The sequence below is a fragment of the Flavobacterium inviolabile genome (assembly GCF_013389455.1).
Taxonomy (GTDB): domain Bacteria; phylum Bacteroidota; class Bacteroidia; order Flavobacteriales; family Flavobacteriaceae; genus Flavobacterium; species Flavobacterium inviolabile.
In genome coordinates this window covers 3427579-3445059 of record NZ_CP058278.1, presented here as the reverse complement: position 1 = coordinate 3445059, position 17481 = coordinate 3427579, and the positions used below count along the sequence as shown (strand labels likewise).

The window sequence follows — 17481 nt, the reverse complement described above, 5'->3', positions numbered from 1 at the left end:
ACATGAAAGCAATTATCACTATTTCAATAATTAGTATTTTTTTTATTGGTTGTAAAAATCAAACCGATAATAAAACAACAACTAAAACTTTTAATTTATTTGGAGCAAATAATGAACTTTTAGTCAAAAATTATCAAAGTTTTCAAAAAACTTCTTTAAAAAATTATGACTCAATAAATGTTTTTAATGGTAATAAGTTAGTTTTTAGTTTTAATGAAAAGCAAAATTCTTTGGGGATATTTAAAAGTTGTAATTCAAAATTTATTCAATCACATTCATTTGATACTATATCTCTTGCTAATAGCAGCTGTATAAAACCTTTTCTTATTAGTAGAAAAACAAAATTGATTAATCAAAAAGAATATGTTTTCAAAGGAGAAAAATATCATCTCTTTCATTATTCTGAAGAAATTAACTCACATAAATCTTTTGATAGTTATTATATAAAAGGTATTGGGTTTATTTGTTATTATAATTTTGATACAGACAGATACATCTTTGCAAATGATATTTCCAAAGATCTTAAGAATGACCTTATATCAGATAGTACTTTTTTTGCTCGCTATACGGTTTCTAAACTCTTTCCAAAATATTATAGAGTTAGTCATAAAGAAGGAACTTTTTGGTAATATAGGGATGTTTTTTTGAGATTTTGTTATTAGTATTTCAAAGTCATTAATCCGTTTCCAACGGCATTAGGGATACAGGGATGGGCGATTCGTCCATCCTTTTAAATATAAAAATACTGTATAAAAGGTATTTATTCTCAGGTGAGAAAACGACTTTTTTAAATTTTTCTGCATGTAGAAGGTTATGTTATGGTAACCGATGGAACCCTATAAAAAATTGATTATGAAAACATTATTTGTAATTATTGTTGCTGTTTTCTTCACTAGTTGTAGGGAAGAAAAACTTTTTAATGACGTATTGGATAAAGTAATAATTGATTATCAAGAAAAATTCCCAATACCTGACGAAACTATTATAAAGGATAATCATAAGTCATTCAAACCTATTTATTTATATGTTGTAAAATTCTATTTGCAAAATAATGATACTTTAATTAGCATTATGAGGCCATCGTCGGGATTAGTATCTCCATTTAAAGGATATGGAATTTATCAGAATGATAAATTAGCACCAACTGCTATTATAGATGAAAATAAGTTAAGTGATAAATTTGTTTTAAAGAAAGAATATAATCAAATGATTAATGAATATAAACCTTTAATTGATAAGGACTATCCTGAAGGTTTTCCACCGGTTTATAATTACATAGTTAAAAATGGAAAAGTTAAATTAATAAAGATTGATACTGTTTGGAACAAATGGGATTGATTCAATGATTAATAGATTTATCTTTAGAATTGCTTTTAGTAATTATTTAATTATTTCAGTTTTATTTTTTTACCAAATCATAAATTAACATTTTAATTTAAAAAGTACTTTCTATAATTTGACGTATTTCTTGAAAGTATGATTTATACCTTTCAAGTTTAACTGAAGCTGACTGATGTTCCTTATGGTAAGTACTGAACAATTCATCGTAATTCTTAATATCGTTGAACATTCCAGTGAAGTCTTCGTGCGGTTCATTAATAATTTTGTGCATTATACTTTCAAGTTCAGATGCATGTCCAATGTAATGAATAAGTTTATAAATGTTCTTGCAGTAATCACCAATGAAAGTTATATATTCAGCGTGTAATGAATTACTGAATTTAATTTCATCATGATGTCTTTGTAAATTCGAATCCTTTTTGTTATTTTTTTTATTAATCACCGCTAATTGATAGTAATATTCAATAGTCATTCCCACTTGTGTATAATTAACCTGATTTAATAAAATCATATAAGTTAATTTTCGCTCTTCTGCGATTAAATCAATTTTCGTTTTTTTATTATCACTTTTATCTTTTAAGGTATTTGCAATAAAATTGGATAATAACCCAGCACTAGCTCCGATGCAGGTTGACAGTAAAGCGATTTCAGATGTAGTCATTTTTAGTTTTTTGTGTTAATGAATTTGCTATTGTCCATAAAGTGTAATAAAGCTAAACAAAAACTTTTAAAATCTGTAAGGCATTCTGAATTGGGTGAATTTGTCCATCCTTTCCTTTTTCTTCAAAGCCCAAACCAATTAAAATTCAGTATAAATACGTATTGTAAAATATTTTAAAATTCATTTTCTTGTTTTCTGGATTTCCGTAATAAAATAATTGATTTATTCAAGTTATTTGTTATTGAGAATGTAAATGTATCACAAGATCTTAGTGAGAGAAATATCACTAAAATTAGGGATTGATTAAATGTTTCTTTTAGCTTATATTGTTTGTGAAAATTTTACTAGAAAAATAAAATTGAATACTAATTAAACCTCTGATTTAATTGTAAATATAAAATTGAGGTTTCAAAAATGAAATATGAATTTAGACAATAACATTACACAAATCCTTTTAGCGTTAATTGCTTTATTTGCTGCAGGAGCTGTTATAACGATTACTTTCAAAAGTATCAATAAAAGAAAATCAAAGGACACAAATTTAAAAAATGTCAAAGCTGGTGGAGATATTGTTTTTGGTAATAAAAAGACAAGTGTTAAAAAATAATGGGTGACGAATTCAAATTAAATGATGTCAAGGCTGATGGTGACATTGTTTTCGGAAATAAAGAAACTACTGAAATCCATTACCATCAACAAAATAAAAGCAGATTGTCAATCTTGTTTGAAAAATTAAATTCTGAATTTGAAAACAATGAAGAAATCACTGGACTGATTGACGATTTGAATAGATATACCATTCAAAGAGATGTTATTGGTCTTGAACAAAAATTGGAAGACGGAAATCGTACTGATTTGATTGATGATGCTCTTTGGCTCAAAGAAGAGTACTATAAGAAATTAACTAAATTTCAATTATATCAATCTGCTCAAAAAATACAAGCTCATCTGTTGGCTACAATATTAGAAAAATTCAGAAATAAAATCCGTCCTCTCATTCAGGCAAATGCAAGTGATATAGAAGTTACTTGTTCTATTTCAGATGAAATTATCAACCCTTTAGTTACTTTGATTGAACAAGAGGGGATTGAAGATAACATTCTTGGTTTTTCAGCTACTGATATTGAAGGAATGATTTATTATTTAACAGGTCGTTGTCACATAAAATGGTCATAATATGCTAGTATATCATTCAGCTTTTGATATGTATCACTGCGTTTACAGATTGATACAATTACTCTCAAATCTTAAAGAAGAATATGTTGAATTGGAAAGATTAAGAATGTGGGATTATTATTTAGCGTTTCCAAACGAAATGACTAAAATTAGATATGAAAAAGGAAATAATGATATACAAAATCTTTTTCCGAAAAAAGAAAATCCTTACGAGATAGTTTTAGACAGTAAGATTATTTTTGAAAAAATGAAGCCATATCAACTAACAGCCATAAAAACATTAGCCTCTTATGGGTTAGTTAAAAAGGATTATTTGACAGAAAACAGAATTACAAAAATTGACAAAACTCTATTCGAAGATATTTTAAAAAACTATGAGCCTTTATCAGATAGAGAAAGTAACATCATAAAAATCATGACCACATATTTTTATAATATGCCATTATATGGCGAAAAAGGATTTAAAGACAGAACTAACTTGTTAGAATTTAGATATGATGCATAACAATTTATTCTTGAACAGACTTGTTGTCTTTACTTCAGATGGGAATAAAGCCTATGATGAAAAGTTCCATAAAGGAATCAATATCATTAGAGGTGATAACAGCAGTGGGAAGTCAACTATTTCACATTTTATTTTTTACATTTTAGGCGGGAGTTTTACTGCTTGGACACGAGAAGCAAAAAAGTGTTCGTTTGTTTATGGGGAAGTAGAATTAAATGGTGCGACTTTAACCTTAAAAAGAGAAATTGGTGATTCTCCACAAATGCCAATGTATATTTATTGGGGAAATTATGCCGATGCTATAAAAGTAACAATTGAAGGTCAATGGCATAAATTTCCATATAAAGTTTCTGATAAAAAAAGTTTTTCAAATGTTTTGTTTGAACATCTTGAAATCCCAATAGTTGTTGGAGATAGCAATATAACAATGCATCAATTATTGCGATTGATGTATGTCGACCAAGAATCTCCAACAAATTCTTTATTCGTTTATGAACCATTTGATTCACCTTTAACTAGACAAACGGTTTCAGAGTTATTACTGGGAATTTATGATGAAACATTATATGAAGACAGAATTAATAAAAAAAATTCAGAGAAAAAATTAATTTCTCTGAAATCTGAAATTGATGCTATTAGAAGTTTGTTTGATGATAAAAGATTGCTAAACCCAGAATATGTAAGAATTTTAATAAGTAATGCGGAGCTTCAAAAATCCAATATAGAATCTGAAATAATAAACTTAAAACACAACAACAAGAAGGTTAACTATACTCTTAAAACAAATTTGAGTTTTGAAACAATTAATGTTGATGCATTAAAGCAAAGAGAGAAAGTAAACAGATTAAAGAACGAAATAAATAATTTAAGTTACGAAATAACTGATTCTGAATATTTTTTACAAAGCTTACACCATAAAAGAAAATCAATCAAAAACTCAATTGCTACACGTGAAAATTTAGGTAGTTATCATTTGGACTATTGCCCTGAGTGCTTGTCAAAATTAAATTCTGTACATGAAGGAAGTTGTAGGCTTTGTAAACAAGAAGTTGATGATAGCTTTGGGGTTACACAAGCTAGGAGAATGGAACAGGAATTAACTTTTCAAATCAGGGAATCGGAAAAATTAATGGAGATTAGAAGGGAAAATTTTCTAGATTTAACGTCAAAATATACTGCCGAAAAAGCAAAACTTAAGGAAACCCAAGATAAGGTAAATTTTGCATTAAAAGATGTAACTTCTTATCGTGATGAAAAAATTGATTTGTTACTTGTTAGAAAAGGGGAAATGGACGGGGAAATGAGCCAATTTCTAACTTTTTTAGAAACTGCAGAGAAACAAGCTCTTTTAATAGTGGAAAAAGATAATTTAGACTCTAATATTAAATTTTTAAATGATTCGATTGAAGCTAAAGAAAAAGCTCAGTTAAATAAAAAAAATGAGATAAAAAGCAAAATTGAAGTATCTGCATTAAACTTCCTAAAGAAAGATTTCGAAAGAGAAGATGTCTTTAAGAAAGCTGCAAATCTTGATATTAATTATTATGACAATGCAATATATGTTGATGGCGATGTGAGGAATTTTTCTGCGAGTTCAAATTTTTATCTAAAAATTGCTGCACGTTTTTCGATTTTCTTTGCTTCTTTAGAGATAGAATCAATGAGGTACCCTAGATTTATTTTATGTGACAATATGGAAGATAAAGGAATTGAAAAAGAAAGAAGTCAGAATTTCCAAAATCTAATTGTTGAGACAGCCAACAAATTCCAATTAGAAAACTATCAAATAATATTTACAACTTCTATGATTTCTGAAGAATTGAAAAATAGTAGTTATTTGGTAGGCAATCACTATATGATAGATAATAAAACCTTAAAACACGTGTAAAGTTATGCATTGGACAATAAAGAGAAAATTAGCAACGGCTACAAAACTCTATTTAGTTGAACCCGAAGATAATAAAGCGATTGAAATTAAAATTCAATTGCCAACGGGGGAATATGTTGAAATCGAATTAAATCATCCATTCCCTAAAAATGTTTACTATAAAAGTCTTGCTAATGGGGGCTTTAATTATGACCCAATTATTGACATGCCAATAACTCATTATTCTAAAAGAAATACTTTGAGAAATTTGAGAAATTCAATAGCATATCGAAGCAATAATTCAGATACTATTGACAAATTAATCAATTTAGTTAATACAATGTCAGATATATAAGTAAAACCCTAACAGTTTTGTTAGGGTTTTTATTTTGGGCGGAATTCAAGTGTTGTAATTCTGCTCTTATTTTATGAATAAATTAATCAAATGGATTAAGCATTAAAGATCTGAAATTTAAGAACAGTTCTTTAATATTATCTTCAACATCAGTTTTAGTGATTGTTGGATTTTTATCAAAATAAGCATTTGACTTTGATATTAATTCATCAATGAATTCATTGTTAATTCTACCAAAATTTTCACCATTATTAACCTTACTTTGTAAGCCATCACTATCGTCAAAAACAGTTTTATATTCAGTTTTATACTTTTCGAAAATGCTTTCCAATTCTTGTTTTAACTCTATCATAATTATATTTTATTTTTTGAATAACTACTTAAAATTAAAAAATATCTTCAACTTCAATTTCTGAAATATGTTTTGTTAGCTTTGTTGAAACCATAAAATCGAATCTCTTTACACATTTAGTGAAAGATTCATACTTTACTGAAAAGTGAATTTGTTTGGCTTTTGCTCTTCCGCTTTTAGAAGCTAAGTTTTTTTGTATTTCATCAAAACTATTGCCATATCTTGATGTTTCTAAAACCAGAGCTCTGCAATTTACATCTCTCTGACCAATTCCGTTTATAGTTGACTCACCACAACCGAATCCAATCAGGAAATACTTATCTCTACTAACACCGTGGTCTTCGCACAATTTAAAGAAGTCAACTCCACTGTGTCCATCAATTTGTATGTAACCACCATAATCACCATATTGGGTAGAAACTAAAGATTCGATAATGTCAAGATTGTAATCTGCTTTGTTCATGTATCTTGTTTTTATGTTAAAGATTTATTTCGTGTTCAGTGCTAATACTATCTAAACTTGCGTGAAGGAAAATTCCTTGAGCATTTATCCGTCCTTTTTCAATGATAGCAAAAACATTTACATCTTGGTTCCTATAAGGCTGTATCGAAAGATTAGCATTCCCAGATTGGATGTATGATGTTACAAAATTATCATACGATTCTTGTTCAGTTGGATGAATTACCAATTCATCTATTATTCCACCTTTAATAGTTTTACCAATTAAATGTTGATTATTAGTTACAATTTCTTGTGCTTTTTGATATTCCATAATAGCTGAATTATTAAAATTCCTTATTTATCAAATATAAGAAAATATCCACAATGGAAAACCTATTTCGGCTTTTGAATAGGTTTTTGTTTTGATTCAATTTTAGGGATTACCAAGGCAATATTACTTTTTCGCCATCATCATAAAGATTTCAATATTATCATCTATATCGTAACCAACTGTTGCATCAATTTCAATGTCGGTCATTTCACTGGTTGAATCTTCCAATAATGTCTTTACATGAAGATTTGGACTCACGCCATACATACTAATGGTATTTTGGTTGAAAACATCAATGATTATCTGGATTTCACTTTCCTTACATACAAACGAATCATGAATCGTAAACGGTTTGATTCCAAGGTTACCCAACGCTGGCAATATAACGCTGATGATGGTTGTTGATTCAATAGTTGAAAGCTTGTTTGCCACAATCGAATTGTTCACAGCATTATTTTCATTGATATATTGCATAATGTTTGGAAACAGGCCCCGAAAAACTCTTTTACTTTTGGGAACGAGCTGGGTTTTGAAAAGAAAATCTTGAAAAGAAACCCTTTCATGTAGTCTCTAGTTTTACTTTTTCCAGTTAATTTGTAATATTCATCGGCTAAGTATTCATAAAAAGTGCCTTCGATTACCAGCTTGCCGTATCGTTCTAGTTCCTCTTGTGGTATCGCTTTTTCAACTTTCAAAAGACTGTACAAAAAGTACGGCTGTGAATTCTTAATATCGATGTTGTATAGCTTTTCATCTGAAATCAAGAATTGTCTTAATTCAGTTGGCAAATTGGTTAGGTTGGTGTCCAGCCTTCCGTTGGTTTTGTTTCTTTTAAAATACAGATACCCGTTTTTGATACAAAGAATTTTGAATTGGTTTCTGGTGAAATTATGCAAGATATTATGCAATTCTTTGCCTCTTAACAGCAGATGACCACGTGTCGACTTCCAGTTACCTTTGCAATCAATCACGTTTTTAATATCTGCATCAGATAAGGTCATTTTACCGTTGATTGCAAGAATTTTAATGCTTGACACTGCTTCGTTATAAAGATAGGTGTAAGCGGCTTCATAATCGATTTTAAAGGTGTTGTAGTAATTGGTTTTGGAAAATTGTAAGCGTCTTTCAACGAACTTTTTGTTTTCTTTTTCAATTGCCTCAATTCATTTGTTGATGTTTTTGTCTTTGATTACAACTTCAAGTTTTGGCGAAAGTAAATTGCCGTTGATTTTGTAAGATTTTGGGAAAACTGACGGAACATAATGTTGATTTGATTGAATGATGTTTTCCGATATTAAAATCTTTAAAGCGTCATTCAGATAATTGCTGTTGGCAATCAATTTTTTAAATACAGAATTCGGAATCTCAACATAACCGTATATTTTCTGTAATTCTGTTTTGTAGTTGCATAGTTTTTCTGTAAATTAGGTCGATAATACAGTATAAGTCTTCTTTTCTTTGATATTCTAAAGCGTCTAATTCCTGTTTAACTAATTTTGGAATAAATCGGGTGTATTCCTTTGGTTGGTCTGTGTTTTTGTTTTCAATGTATGGAATTAGAAACATTGGAAGTGCATTGAAACAATGGAATAAAGAATTTAATACAATATACGGTTTAATTTCTGAAGACAAAAGAACTAAATTTCCGGTTAATTTTGTTCGTTTCTTAGGTTATACAATTTATAATGCAAAAAAATATTCTGGTATAACTCCTTGGGATTTGGCATTAGCACATTACAACTATGCTAAAAGAATTCCCGAAACTATTGAGGAATTTATAAGCCCTGAAGTACGAAATCATTTGACGCCAGAGCAGGCTAATACCCGATGGCGCGGATTACAAATCCGCGCCAATAAAGAGAAGCAAACTACAACTTTTTAGGGTTGTAGTTTTATTTTTTATTTACCAGCCATGTCAACAAAATATAAAGCCACAGCAATCGAAAATACTTATTTTATTACCTTAACTGTAGTCGGATGGATTGATGTTTTTACTATAGTTAATCAGAAAAAAGGTATTATAAAAGCATTACAGTATTGATAGGAAAAAAAGGATTGGAAATATATGAATACTGTATTATGTCAAGTCATATACACATGCTCTGTAAGGTAACAGATGGTTTTACACTGTCGGATGTAATAAGGGATTTTAAAAAATTTACTTCCAAGAAAAAGCTTTCGGGATTGGCAAAAAAATTGATTAAGGCCATCTGACTTCAGGTTATTTATGGTTATTAATTCAGGACTCATCTCAAAGATAAAAGGATGCCTTTTTATGCGATAAGGTGTAAATACCTGATGTCGTAAAACCGTATAAATACCTGATTTTTGATTGGTTTATTTATGATTTAAGAGGTGTTAATGTATTGTTTATGAGTGTTGTAGTTCGGTAGTGTGGGTTTCCTTTGACCGTTATTTTGTTCGTGTGTCATTCGGGAAAAACAAAAAAACCGATACTAAAAGTTATCGGTTTTTGTAGTGAAAAGTGATTGTTCGTTTTGATGATTGACGGGCAAATAAACAAAATAAAACGATAACAGGATTATATACTTTTGGGTGTTGTATCTTAAAATTTGAAGTGTTGCGTGGATGTGCCTGATTGTGTGGTTATAGTGATTATTCCAGAGGATCAGGATGAAAAATTACGGCTGGTTTGCCCGATACAATTTGCTGACCAATTACCGTTAACAGATTTGCTTAATTGTTTTGATTCTGTGCCTCAAAACCGTATCGTATAGCGGCCAGAAGGGTTTCGATGTGTATGTCTTTTAGCGCTTTGAATTTAATGCAATATCCGGTCACGCTCGCATTGCCTATTTCTTTTCCATACGTTTTGGCTAAGTAGGTCTTGTCATCAATACCAAGGATATAGACCGAGATTCCGGTTTTGTTAGCACTGATACCAACCTGGTAAAATTCCCTGGTTTTTCCGTCGGCATATTTTATTGTGTAGAAGCCGTATCCTATATTCGGATTAGCAACCGTTTTGTTTTCACTGTTTTTACCATCGAGGAACCATAATTTACATGCCGGCATGATTTCCAGAATGAGGAGGTGCAACGTTTGCATGTCGCTGCGTTTTGGTTCCGGCTGACTGCCGATATATGCTTTGATCTGCTCTTGTATGTCCATATAAAATGAGGATTGCTGTTATTTCTTTTTATAATGCTTTAAAAGGAATGTGATGGAAATGATAAAGGTGATGCCATACACAACAGCTAATGCCGGTTTTTCAAATTTCAGATTCTGAAAGTCGAATTGCTTAAACAATATTACCCCTAAAATGATTGCTATAATGGTAAAAACAAATACTAATGTGTTGTTCTTTTTCATGTTTTAATAGTTTTTCATTAATTATTGTTTAGTTGCAGTACAACAAAAATATACAAATATGCTAACTGTCGGCAGGGTGGGAGGGCATTATTTTTTAGTGTATCAATGCCGGAAGCCGGGCTATATTGGAATATATTACCGGCTGACAGTGGTTATTTGGCTTTAGCATAACAGCCTGATCCGATACAGCAGCACGTTTTTTGGGATAGAAAAAGCAATATTCTTAAAATTAGCATTGATTAGAACGACAACGGATAAAAAACAGGTTGCCTGTTTGATTATATATTTTATTTTTGTGCGATTAAAAATCAGAATAAATAAAAGAAAACTCTTAAAAAATAAAATTATGTTTAAATTAAAAAGCCTGTCTTTATCTGCAATTGTATTAATTTTTGGTTTATTCTCTTGTAGTAACGACGATTCCTCGCCGGAACAAGCTCCCGTTCAGATTGAAGGTAAATGGCAATTTACAAAAGAAGGAAAAATAACAAACAGTCAGGAAGTTTTAAATGATTATCAGCATACTTCAGGCTGTTCCAAAGATTACACAGAAATACTTGCCGGTAATGTCATCAAAGATCATTATTTTGACAACCCAAACTGCCAGGAAACAATTGATACCGGAGTTTGGAATAAAAGTAACAATTCGATGACATTAGTATATCCAAACGGGTCTGCAATCAATGCCGAAATTATGGAATTGACCAATACTACTTTGAAAATGAAATATGTACTTTCCGGAGATACAAAAGTGGTCATTTTAACTAAGATTTAATCGTAAGTTAAACCACAGGTTTATACGACTGCTTAGTATAACTCAAAAAACAAAAAAGCGCTGAATCCATTCAGCGCTTTTTTTTAATTCAAAACGGATGCCTTTTTACAGCATCAAAATCCACCGTTTTTTAGCCTGTATTTTATAGAAGCCCTTCAGCCGGGTGGAGATTTTTTAATTTAAAAGCTCAATTATTTGTTTGTTTCCCCTTCCAATAGCCAAAGTCAATGCTGTGTGGCCTTCTGTTTGAATATTCTTATCAGCACCATTCATCAGTAGCAATTCTACTATTGCTGTATGCCCCATTTCTGCAGCCCTATGCAAAGCTGTAAATCCTCTGTTGTCTTTTGCATTTACCAACGCTCCAAATTTTAATAATAGCTTCAGGTGTTCTATTTTATTAGATTGTGTTGCGTTCATAATAGGGGTTGCACCCTGGATTGTCGTGACATTTGGGTCTGCGCCTAATTCTAATAGTTTTTGCATGGGTTCAACACCTTCTGTTACAATTGACCAATGCAGCGTAGCCAATCCGTCACCAGCCAGAGAATTGATATTTATTCCATTATTGACCTGCGCTACAATTCCATTGATATCAGATTTTGCTGCCGCAATATGCAATAAAGAATGGGAACGCAATGTTCCTGTTGTCGGGGCCACAAATGTTTCATCGAAAACTCCTAAGTGTGCCATATTGCCATAACTTGAAAATGCCCAGAGTCCGGCATTTCTGGTGTTCAAATTTAATTCTTCCGGCAAAGGTGCAGGAATAACTTCTCCGATAGCATGGCTGATCAATAGAAAATTTAAATATGAATTCGTGAATGCTTCTGTTTCGCCTTCCGTAAATTCTCCGATTATATTCTCGATAATTAAGGTGTTATTTCTTTGTGATGTTTTAGCCAAAACAAAAACTTCCCTTAACCAGCTGCGAATAAAAATTAAAAATTCGCCATCAAAATAAATGGCCCATTTATGCTCCATTGCCTCAGGTTTAAATAATACTCCCGGTGCTAAAGAACCATCAATAGGAAATGTCAGGTTAGATACGATTGTTCTGTTGCTTTTTGGCTTTTCTCCCCAAAAAGATGTTCCGTCCTCTCCTCCGTAAGAAATGGCGTTGGTAGCCATTTGTGAGTTTTGCGAACTCGAAAGCATTGTCTGACTAATAGGTCTTAAGTCAAGCAGTTTTACGTTCCAGGGGTTTTCTGAGGGTTCTATCCAGGGCAAAATCGCCTCTGTAGTTTCAGGTTCCGGTTTATTTTCTTTACCAAAAAGTTTCTTGAAAAATGACATATTCTTTTGTTTGTTATAGTGTCTTATTAAATTTACGCCAAATCCGTGTTATGGCTGTTTCCTTTTGTCTCAGAATTATCGATTTCTGAAAGGTTAAAGTCTTGTTCCGTCAGGAATATCGCTTTAATTAGTTTGACTGCTCCAATAGGTTTAAGTCTTAATAGATCGTCGTCGTCGTTTAATTCGGTTAAAAATCCGGTTTCAGAATTTGCTGTACCAAGAATAATCCATGGCCACCCGGATTCTGTCGCCATATAGTAAATATTCAGTTCAATATTTCCTTTGTCAGCATATAACTTGTCACCAATTGGATAGCCTTGAAATTCGCCAATAAATTCAAAGTTTGTCTTGTCATTCCGGTTATAATTTTTTCCAATTTGGGTCAGAATATATTCCCGTTTATTCTGCTCGATTTTGTCGGCTGCATTTTCCTGAATTTGGGAAGCATTCGAAAACCCCGGTCGTTCCGTTTGAAGTAAGAAGTATTTTTCCTCCTTTTGAATGCTGTAAATGGTAAAAATTTTCAATTCACTTGCCATAAATCAGTTGTCTTTTTAGCATGATTGGTTATCGTGTCGCAGCGTTTTCAGGCTTTGCGTTCGAACGGGAAATTTAAGGATTCCATTCTATATATTTTGTGGTGTCCACATTTTTAGAAACTTAAACTTTTTCGGATATTCCTCTCTTGGGCAAAATGCCAAACCAACTTCTTTATTATCGAGAGAAGATTCCGTTAAGACTACAAAATCAGTTTCATTTTTAAGGTTATCAAATTCCGTCTCATTCGCCAGGCAGATTACTTTTTTAAATATCCCATTGATCCATTTTATCATATTTTCATTTTCTTCAAATTTTCGGTAACAGGCTAATGAGGCGTGTGCTGTTATTACAGGAACTAGTTTGTCAGGAATATTGTCTTTTACGATAATGTACATTTTCATACGCTGCTGTTGTCAATATGGTGTCTAAACATTGTTTTTTACAAGGCTTTTACCTGTTTTCGTGAAAAGCGATAGAGCCGTATTTCGTAAAACGGGTTTGCTAATGTAATTAATTTTGCCCCTTATATTCAGGGATCAGGCATAATTTTTCCATGTTAATTATGATCAATATGATTATGGATATTGGTAAATTAAAATATATAGTTGTTTATATTTCCTGACAAAATGCTTCGGGTGTGATCCATTCCTGCTAAAAAAACGACAAGAAAAGAGACTGTTTTTTTGTTTGCATATTCCGTTTTTTCTTTCTGATCTTTCCAATATATTTGTAAGCATCAGTAATAAAGTGTTGCAACTTTAACAGGCAGCAACACGTTAGCATAAATTAAAAATAATGAGTGAATTTTCAGGATATGAAAAGATGCCTAGTAGCATGAAAAAACTAGGGCTAAGTGAAAAAGATTTTTCCGAAATGGAAAAATTAAAATGGGTTGTTACAGAAAAAGTCCATGGAGCAAACTTTAGTTTCATCTATGAAAAGGGTACTTTGAAATTTGCTAAAAGAAAAGAATACCTGAAGTGGACAGACGATTTTTTTGGTTTTCAATTGGTTGTAAACAAATTAGAAGATGCCATACTTCGCCTCTTTGAGCAGCTGAGCAACGAAATAATCGGGGAAAAATATATTGTTTACGGTGAATTGTTTGGCGGCAAATATCCGCATCCGGAAATCAATGTTATAAAGGATTTATATGCTATTCAAACCGGAGTGTATTATACGCCTGCAATTGAATTTTGTGCCTTTGATATTGCCATTGAAACAAATGGTTCCGATTCGAAATATTATCTGGATTATGAAACGTCACTGGCGTATTTTAAGCAGTTTGGAATATTTCATGCCAAACCATTATTCATTGGAAAATTTACTGAAGCGATGAACTTCAATATCAGAATGAACTCCACGATTCCGAAAGAATTTCAACTTCCGGAATTACAGGACAATTTAATTGAAGGTGTGGTGATCAAACCCTTTAATCGAATCGATCAGAGCACACTTTTATCAAGACCGATAGTAAAACTTAAAAACGCCGAGTTTGACGAAGAAGATAAATTCCATGAGGCCGAAAAATGGTCGTTCGTTCCGGATATTTCCTCTAAAACAGAAGATTTGTCTTTTATTGTAGCGGAATTAAGGAATTATGTCACTCAAAACAGATTGGAAAGCGCCGTCTCTAAAATTGGTCCGTTAGACAGGAGTAATCCGCTTCGGGTTTCTGAAATTAAAACCGAATTTTTAGATGATGTGCTCATCGATTTTAATGAAAATAACAACAATCTTTTAAACGATTTACTGCTTAGCGAAAAAGAGTGGATTATCGAAAGAGTGGATTTTGAAATCAATAAAATAATGGCTTCTGCTAACGGATAAACAGATGAATATTTTAAACAAGATAATGGCACTGTGCTCCGTTATGACGCTTTTTAGCTGTGTACAGGGCAATACTCAGATAAACAGGAACGAAAATCCTTTGGCCAGCTATACCAAACTGGAACCGTTCCAAAATGGATTTGCCCCGGTGGAAATGAATAAACTATCTGGATATATCGACAAAAAAGGGCGTAATGTTGTACCCTGTAAATACAACTTTGTATACGGATTCTATAAGGGGTTGTCGGTGGTTGAAGTGAATAAAAAACACGGTGTTGTAGATAGTACAGGCCGTGAAATAGTACCCCTCAAATATGATTTTATTGATGGTTTTGACGAGAGTAACAGAGCGTTGGTAAAATTAGCAGGAAAATGGGGCTATATCGACAGAAAGGGAAACGAAGTTATTCCTGTTATTTATGATCATGCCAGTTACTTTCGTGAGGAAATAACTACCGTTGAAGAAAACGGACAATGGTATATCATGGATACTATGAATAACAGAAAGCCGGTTCAATACGATGTTTACAAACTGGGGTCTTTTAATGACGGATTGGCCTCCATTAGCCTTTACGGACAATCGGGCAAAGGGTATATCAATAAGCAGGGGAAAATCGTTATTGCGCCTCAATACGACTATGTTTATGATTTTAAGGAGGGTCTTGGAATGGTAAAACGCGATGAAAAAGCTGGTTTTATTAATAAAAAAGGCGAAGTCGTGGTGCCTTTGCTTTATGATGGTTATCCTGATTTTATTAACGGAATGGCGGCGGTACACCTGAAAGACAGTGAAAACTATGGGTTTATCAATAAAAAAGGAACCCAGGTTATCCCGATGAAATACACGGGTCTACATGACTTTTATGACGGTTTGGCCATAGTCAGTGTGTCAGGAAAATATGGTTGCATTAACAAAAAAGGAGAAACAGTCATTCCTTTTAGCTATGATCAGATGTATTCAGGTGAAGGAAACTTTGCAGTGATGAAAGGCGGAAAAGGATATTATATAGACACTAAGGGAAAGGTACTGTTTCCGGAAGTGTATCAGGATGTGTATGCCTTTAAAGATGGAGTAGCCCTGGTAAAACAAAACGGCAGCTGGTTTTATATAGACAAAAAAGGAAAACGGTTATTTTAAACAGGACAGAAGGCAAGCCTAAAACAGATGGCGCAGATTTGCAATCCGTTGAACAACCGGTATCGTGACGGGTAGGCCACATTAAATTAAGAAAAAAAGATATGTACGATTACAAAAAGACAGCCGTTTTGCTGATAACTGTTATGATATTTTTCAGTTGTTTGAAAGGCAATTCCCAGGCATACAAAAGCGAAAATCCCCTGGCTGACTATACTGAATTCTATCCGTATAAAAATGGATATGCCACAGTGGGAATCAAAAGGAAATATGGATTTATCGACAAAAAAGGACGCAATATTGTACCCTGTAAATACAACTTTGTATACGAATTTTATAAGGGGCTGGTAGTTGTTGAGCTGGACGGAAAACACGGGCTTGTTGATACTGCAGGTCGTGAGGTCGTGCCGCTGAAATACGATTTTATCGGTGGTTTTGAAGAGAGCAACAGAGCCATCGTGAAATTGAATGGCAAATGGGGCTATATCGATAAAAAGGGCAACGAAATTATTCCCGTTATTTATGAAAGTTCCAATCAGTTTTATGAAGACAAGACTACCGTTAAAGAGAATGGGCAATGGTACATTATAGATACCCTGAACAACAGAAAACAGGTCCAATTAGATGTGGACGGGCTCGGCTCTTTTCACGAAGGACTGGCAGCCATTAACTTACGCGGAAAACCGGAAGAAGGTTATATGGATAAGCAGGGAAAAATTGTCATTTCTCCTCAATATCAGAGTGCTTCTCATTTTCACAACGGTCTGGCATGTGTGAAGCGCAATGAAAAAAGAGGTTTTATAAACAAAAGCGGTAAAGTAGTTGTGCCGCTGCTTTATGATGGATATCTTCATTTTAAAGATGGAATGGCGGCTGTAAGTAGCAATGACCGATATGGATATATCAATACAGAAGGAACCCTGGTAATCCCAATGAAATACACGAATTCCTATGGCTTTTATCACGGTTTAGCAATAATCAGAGAGTCAGGAAAATATGGCTGTATCAACAAAAAAGGGGAAACGGTTATTCCGTTTAGCTATGATGAGATGTATTCTGGCGAAGGAAATTTTGCAGTGAAGAAAGACGGAAAAGGATATTTTATAGATGCTAAGGAAAACGTGCTGTTTCCGGAAGTGTACCAGAGTGTGGATGCCTTTAAGGACGGAGCAGCCCTGGTAAAACAAAACGGGATCTGGTTTTATATAGACAAAAAAGGAAAACGGCTATTTTAAACAGAACCGGATAATTAAAAAAGAAGTCTTAAAAAAAATCATAGACAACCACAGATAGCGTGAATTTACGTCGTCAGTTTGGCTAAAGCTGTACTTCTTGTTGTATGATTATTACATAATTAAAAAAAACCTGTAAATTTTGATTTACAGGTTTTTTTTATAGCCTTTTGCGAATACGGATACCGGACTTTGTATCGCTGTTGTCATAGGATAGCAAGAGAGTAACATTCGCTGCCGGAATAGGTATTTTTACCTGTAAGAAATCTGTGAAAATTTTATAGGTTCGGCATTCGAATAGGGAATGATT

General features: G+C 32.6%; 24 protein-coding genes. 13 read left to right on the top strand and 11 right to left on the bottom strand.

Annotated features, from left to right (window positions below; all coding sequences use genetic code 11):
• The first annotated feature begins 2 nt into the window (after positions 1-2).
• Positions 3-629: a hypothetical protein gene (locus HW120_RS15525; protein WP_177735211.1), complete on the top strand. Its 627-nt coding sequence runs from the start codon at positions 3-5 to the stop codon at positions 627-629.
• A 223-nt stretch (positions 630-852) separates the two neighbouring features.
• Positions 853-1338 (top strand): hypothetical protein, encoded by a 486-nt coding sequence (locus tag HW120_RS15520; protein ID WP_177735210.1) that lies wholly within the window; start codon positions 853-855, stop codon positions 1336-1338.
• Between the two features lie 97 nt (positions 1339-1435).
• Here HW120_RS15520 and HW120_RS15515 read toward each other — a convergent pair whose 3' ends face one another.
• A complete protein-coding gene (locus HW120_RS15515) occupies positions 1436-2002 on the bottom strand; it encodes a hypothetical protein (RefSeq protein WP_177735209.1) in 567 nt (188 codons plus the stop codon).
• A gap of 421 nt (positions 2003-2423) precedes the next feature.
• Between HW120_RS15515 and HW120_RS15510 the strand changes: the two genes are divergently transcribed.
• The 5 genes from HW120_RS15510 to HW120_RS15490 are packed head-to-tail and all read left to right on the top strand — an operon-like array spanning position 2424 to position 5905.
• The gene (locus tag HW120_RS15510) at positions 2424-2609 is read left to right on the top strand and encodes a hypothetical protein (protein ID WP_177735207.1); all 186 of its coding nucleotides are present in this window, start codon (positions 2424-2426) and stop codon (positions 2607-2609) included.
• Entirely contained in the window at positions 2609-3178 is a 570-nt protein-coding gene (locus HW120_RS15505; protein ID WP_177735205.1) for an ABC-three component system protein, read from the top strand. The genes HW120_RS15510 and HW120_RS15505 overlap by 1 nt, the downstream gene beginning before the upstream one ends.
• Position 3179: 1 nt before the next feature.
• Positions 3180-3683 (top strand): ABC-three component system middle component 5, encoded by a 504-nt coding sequence (locus HW120_RS15500; RefSeq protein WP_177735203.1) that lies wholly within the window; start codon positions 3180-3182, stop codon positions 3681-3683.
• 10 nt (positions 3684-3693) lie between these two features.
• A complete protein-coding gene (locus HW120_RS15495) occupies positions 3694-5571 on the top strand; it encodes a hypothetical protein (RefSeq protein WP_246297003.1) in 1878 nt (625 codons plus the stop codon).
• A gap of 4 nt (positions 5572-5575) precedes the next feature.
• Complete coding sequence (locus HW120_RS15490) at positions 5576-5905, top strand: hypothetical protein (RefSeq protein WP_177735199.1); 330 nt, start codon at positions 5576-5578, stop codon at positions 5903-5905.
• Positions 5906-5987: 82 nt separating this feature from the next.
• Here the strand turns inward: HW120_RS15490 and HW120_RS15485 are convergent, their stop codons facing one another.
• From HW120_RS15485 to HW120_RS15465, 5 genes are all read right to left on the bottom strand, one after another.
• Positions 5988-6257, bottom strand: coding sequence for a hypothetical protein (locus HW120_RS15485; RefSeq protein WP_177735197.1), 270 nt, complete (start codon positions 6255-6257; stop codon positions 5988-5990).
• Between the two features lie 34 nt (positions 6258-6291).
• The gene (locus tag HW120_RS15480; protein WP_177735195.1) at positions 6292-6720 is read right to left on the bottom strand and encodes a hypothetical protein; all 429 of its coding nucleotides are present in this window, start codon (positions 6718-6720) and stop codon (positions 6292-6294) included.
• A 16-nt stretch (positions 6721-6736) separates the two neighbouring features.
• On the bottom strand, positions 6737-7030 hold the full coding sequence (locus HW120_RS15475; RefSeq protein ID WP_177735193.1) for a hypothetical protein: 294 nt from the start codon (positions 7028-7030) through the stop codon (positions 6737-6739).
• 123 nt (positions 7031-7153) lie between these two features.
• Positions 7154-7402 carry a hypothetical protein gene (locus HW120_RS15470; protein WP_177735191.1) on the bottom strand — a complete coding sequence of 83 codons (249 nt, stop codon included), beginning with the start codon at positions 7400-7402 and terminating at the stop codon, positions 7154-7156.
• Positions 7403-7473: 71 nt separating this feature from the next.
• Positions 7474-8031: a hypothetical protein gene (locus HW120_RS15465; RefSeq protein WP_177735189.1), complete on the bottom strand. Its 558-nt coding sequence runs from the start codon at positions 8029-8031 to the stop codon at positions 7474-7476.
• 575 nt (positions 8032-8606) lie between these two features.
• On the opposite strand from HW120_RS15465, the gene HW120_RS15460 reads away from it, so the two are divergent.
• Both HW120_RS15460 and HW120_RS17890 read left to right on the top strand, forming a co-directional pair.
• Positions 8607-8912, top strand: coding sequence for a hypothetical protein (locus HW120_RS15460; protein ID WP_177735187.1), 306 nt, complete (start codon positions 8607-8609; stop codon positions 8910-8912).
• A gap of 155 nt (positions 8913-9067) precedes the next feature.
• Entirely contained in the window at positions 9068-9244 is a 177-nt protein-coding gene (locus HW120_RS17890) for a transposase (RefSeq protein WP_317168391.1), read from the top strand.
• A 483-nt stretch (positions 9245-9727) separates the two neighbouring features.
• Here the strand turns inward: HW120_RS17890 and HW120_RS15450 are convergent, their stop codons facing one another.
• Both HW120_RS15450 and HW120_RS15445 read right to left on the bottom strand, forming a co-directional pair.
• Positions 9728-10162: a DUF1801 domain-containing protein gene (locus HW120_RS15450; RefSeq protein WP_177735185.1), complete on the bottom strand. Its 435-nt coding sequence runs from the start codon at positions 10160-10162 to the stop codon at positions 9728-9730.
• A gap of 18 nt (positions 10163-10180) precedes the next feature.
• Complete coding sequence (locus HW120_RS15445; protein WP_177735183.1) at positions 10181-10363, bottom strand: hypothetical protein; 183 nt, start codon at positions 10361-10363, stop codon at positions 10181-10183.
• 346 nt (positions 10364-10709) lie between these two features.
• Between HW120_RS15445 and HW120_RS15440 the strand changes: the two genes are divergently transcribed.
• The gene (locus tag HW120_RS15440; RefSeq protein WP_177735181.1) at positions 10710-11138 is read left to right on the top strand and encodes a lipocalin-like domain-containing protein; all 429 of its coding nucleotides are present in this window, start codon (positions 10710-10712) and stop codon (positions 11136-11138) included.
• A 174-nt stretch (positions 11139-11312) separates the two neighbouring features.
• Here HW120_RS15440 and HW120_RS15435 read toward each other — a convergent pair whose 3' ends face one another.
• The 3 genes from HW120_RS15435 to HW120_RS15425 all read right to left on the bottom strand — a co-directional run bounded on the left by HW120_RS15435 (position 11313) and on the right by HW120_RS15425 (position 13375).
• Positions 11313-12434 carry an ankyrin repeat domain-containing protein gene (locus tag HW120_RS15435; RefSeq protein WP_177735179.1) on the bottom strand — a complete coding sequence of 374 codons (1122 nt, stop codon included), beginning with the start codon at positions 12432-12434 and terminating at the stop codon, positions 11313-11315.
• Between the two features lie 32 nt (positions 12435-12466).
• A complete protein-coding gene (locus HW120_RS15430; RefSeq protein ID WP_177735177.1) occupies positions 12467-12973 on the bottom strand; it encodes a hypothetical protein in 507 nt (168 codons plus the stop codon).
• Positions 12974-13060: 87 nt separating this feature from the next.
• On the bottom strand, positions 13061-13375 hold the full coding sequence (locus HW120_RS15425) for an aminoacyl-tRNA hydrolase (RefSeq protein WP_177735175.1): 315 nt from the start codon (positions 13373-13375) through the stop codon (positions 13061-13063).
• Between the two features lie 433 nt (positions 13376-13808).
• Here HW120_RS15425 and HW120_RS15420 point away from each other — a divergent pair, with 433 nt between their 5' ends.
• The 3 genes from HW120_RS15420 to HW120_RS15410 all read left to right on the top strand — a co-directional run bounded on the left by HW120_RS15420 (position 13809) and on the right by HW120_RS15410 (position 17174).
• Positions 13809-14804 carry an RNA ligase family protein gene (locus HW120_RS15420; protein WP_246297002.1) on the top strand — a complete coding sequence of 332 codons (996 nt, stop codon included), beginning with the start codon at positions 13809-13811 and terminating at the stop codon, positions 14802-14804.
• Between the two features lie 4 nt (positions 14805-14808).
• Positions 14809-15942 (top strand): WG repeat-containing protein, encoded by a 1134-nt coding sequence (locus HW120_RS15415; protein WP_177735170.1) that lies wholly within the window; start codon positions 14809-14811, stop codon positions 15940-15942.
• A gap of 101 nt (positions 15943-16043) precedes the next feature.
• On the top strand, positions 16044-17174 hold the full coding sequence (locus HW120_RS15410; protein ID WP_177735168.1) for a WG repeat-containing protein: 1131 nt from the start codon (positions 16044-16046) through the stop codon (positions 17172-17174).
• The last annotated feature ends 307 nt before the right edge of the window (positions 17175-17481 follow it).

What these genes read in the sequence shown, in the direction of transcription:
- HW120_RS15525 (WP_177735211.1), top strand. Translation starts at nt 3, where the DNA reads ATGAAAGCAATTATCACTATTTCAATAATTAGTATTTTTTTTATTGGT.
- HW120_RS15520 (WP_177735210.1), top strand. Translation starts at nt 853, where the DNA reads ATGAAAACATTATTTGTAATTATTGTTGCTGTTTTCTTCACTAGTTGT.
- HW120_RS15515 (WP_177735209.1), bottom strand. Translation starts at nt 2,002, where the DNA reads ATGACTACATCTGAAATCGCTTTACTGTCAACCTGCATCGGAGCTAGT.
- HW120_RS15510 (WP_177735207.1), top strand. Translation starts at nt 2,424, where the DNA reads ATGAATTTAGACAATAACATTACACAAATCCTTTTAGCGTTAATTGCT.
- HW120_RS15505 (WP_177735205.1), top strand. Translation starts at nt 2,609, where the DNA reads ATGGGTGACGAATTCAAATTAAATGATGTCAAGGCTGATGGTGACATT.
- HW120_RS15500 (WP_177735203.1), top strand. Translation starts at nt 3,180, where the DNA reads ATGCTAGTATATCATTCAGCTTTTGATATGTATCACTGCGTTTACAGA.
- HW120_RS15490 (WP_177735199.1), top strand. Translation starts at nt 5,576, where the DNA reads ATGCATTGGACAATAAAGAGAAAATTAGCAACGGCTACAAAACTCTAT.
- HW120_RS15485 (WP_177735197.1), bottom strand. Translation starts at nt 6,257, where the DNA reads ATGATAGAGTTAAAACAAGAATTGGAAAGCATTTTCGAAAAGTATAAA.
- HW120_RS15480 (WP_177735195.1), bottom strand. Translation starts at nt 6,720, where the DNA reads ATGAACAAAGCAGATTACAATCTTGACATTATCGAATCTTTAGTTTCT.
- HW120_RS15475 (WP_177735193.1), bottom strand. Translation starts at nt 7,030, where the DNA reads ATGGAATATCAAAAAGCACAAGAAATTGTAACTAATAATCAACATTTA.
- HW120_RS15465 (WP_177735189.1), bottom strand. Translation starts at nt 8,031, where the DNA reads ATGACCTTATCTGATGCAGATATTAAAAACGTGATTGATTGCAAAGGT.
- HW120_RS15450 (WP_177735185.1), bottom strand. Translation starts at nt 10,162, where the DNA reads ATGGACATACAAGAGCAGATCAAAGCATATATCGGCAGTCAGCCGGAA.
- HW120_RS15445 (WP_177735183.1), bottom strand. Translation starts at nt 10,363, where the DNA reads ATGAAAAAGAACAACACATTAGTATTTGTTTTTACCATTATAGCAATC.
- HW120_RS15440 (WP_177735181.1), top strand. Translation starts at nt 10,710, where the DNA reads ATGTTTAAATTAAAAAGCCTGTCTTTATCTGCAATTGTATTAATTTTT.
- HW120_RS15435 (WP_177735179.1), bottom strand. Translation starts at nt 12,434, where the DNA reads ATGTCATTTTTCAAGAAACTTTTTGGTAAAGAAAATAAACCGGAACCT.
- HW120_RS15430 (WP_177735177.1), bottom strand. Translation starts at nt 12,973, where the DNA reads ATGGCAAGTGAATTGAAAATTTTTACCATTTACAGCATTCAAAAGGAG.
- HW120_RS15425 (WP_177735175.1), bottom strand. Translation starts at nt 13,375, where the DNA reads ATGAAAATGTACATTATCGTAAAAGACAATATTCCTGACAAACTAGTT.
- HW120_RS15420 (WP_246297002.1), top strand. Translation starts at nt 13,809, where the DNA reads ATGAAAAAACTAGGGCTAAGTGAAAAAGATTTTTCCGAAATGGAAAAA.
- HW120_RS15415 (WP_177735170.1), top strand. Translation starts at nt 14,809, where the DNA reads ATGAATATTTTAAACAAGATAATGGCACTGTGCTCCGTTATGACGCTT.
- HW120_RS15410 (WP_177735168.1), top strand. Translation starts at nt 16,044, where the DNA reads ATGTACGATTACAAAAAGACAGCCGTTTTGCTGATAACTGTTATGATA.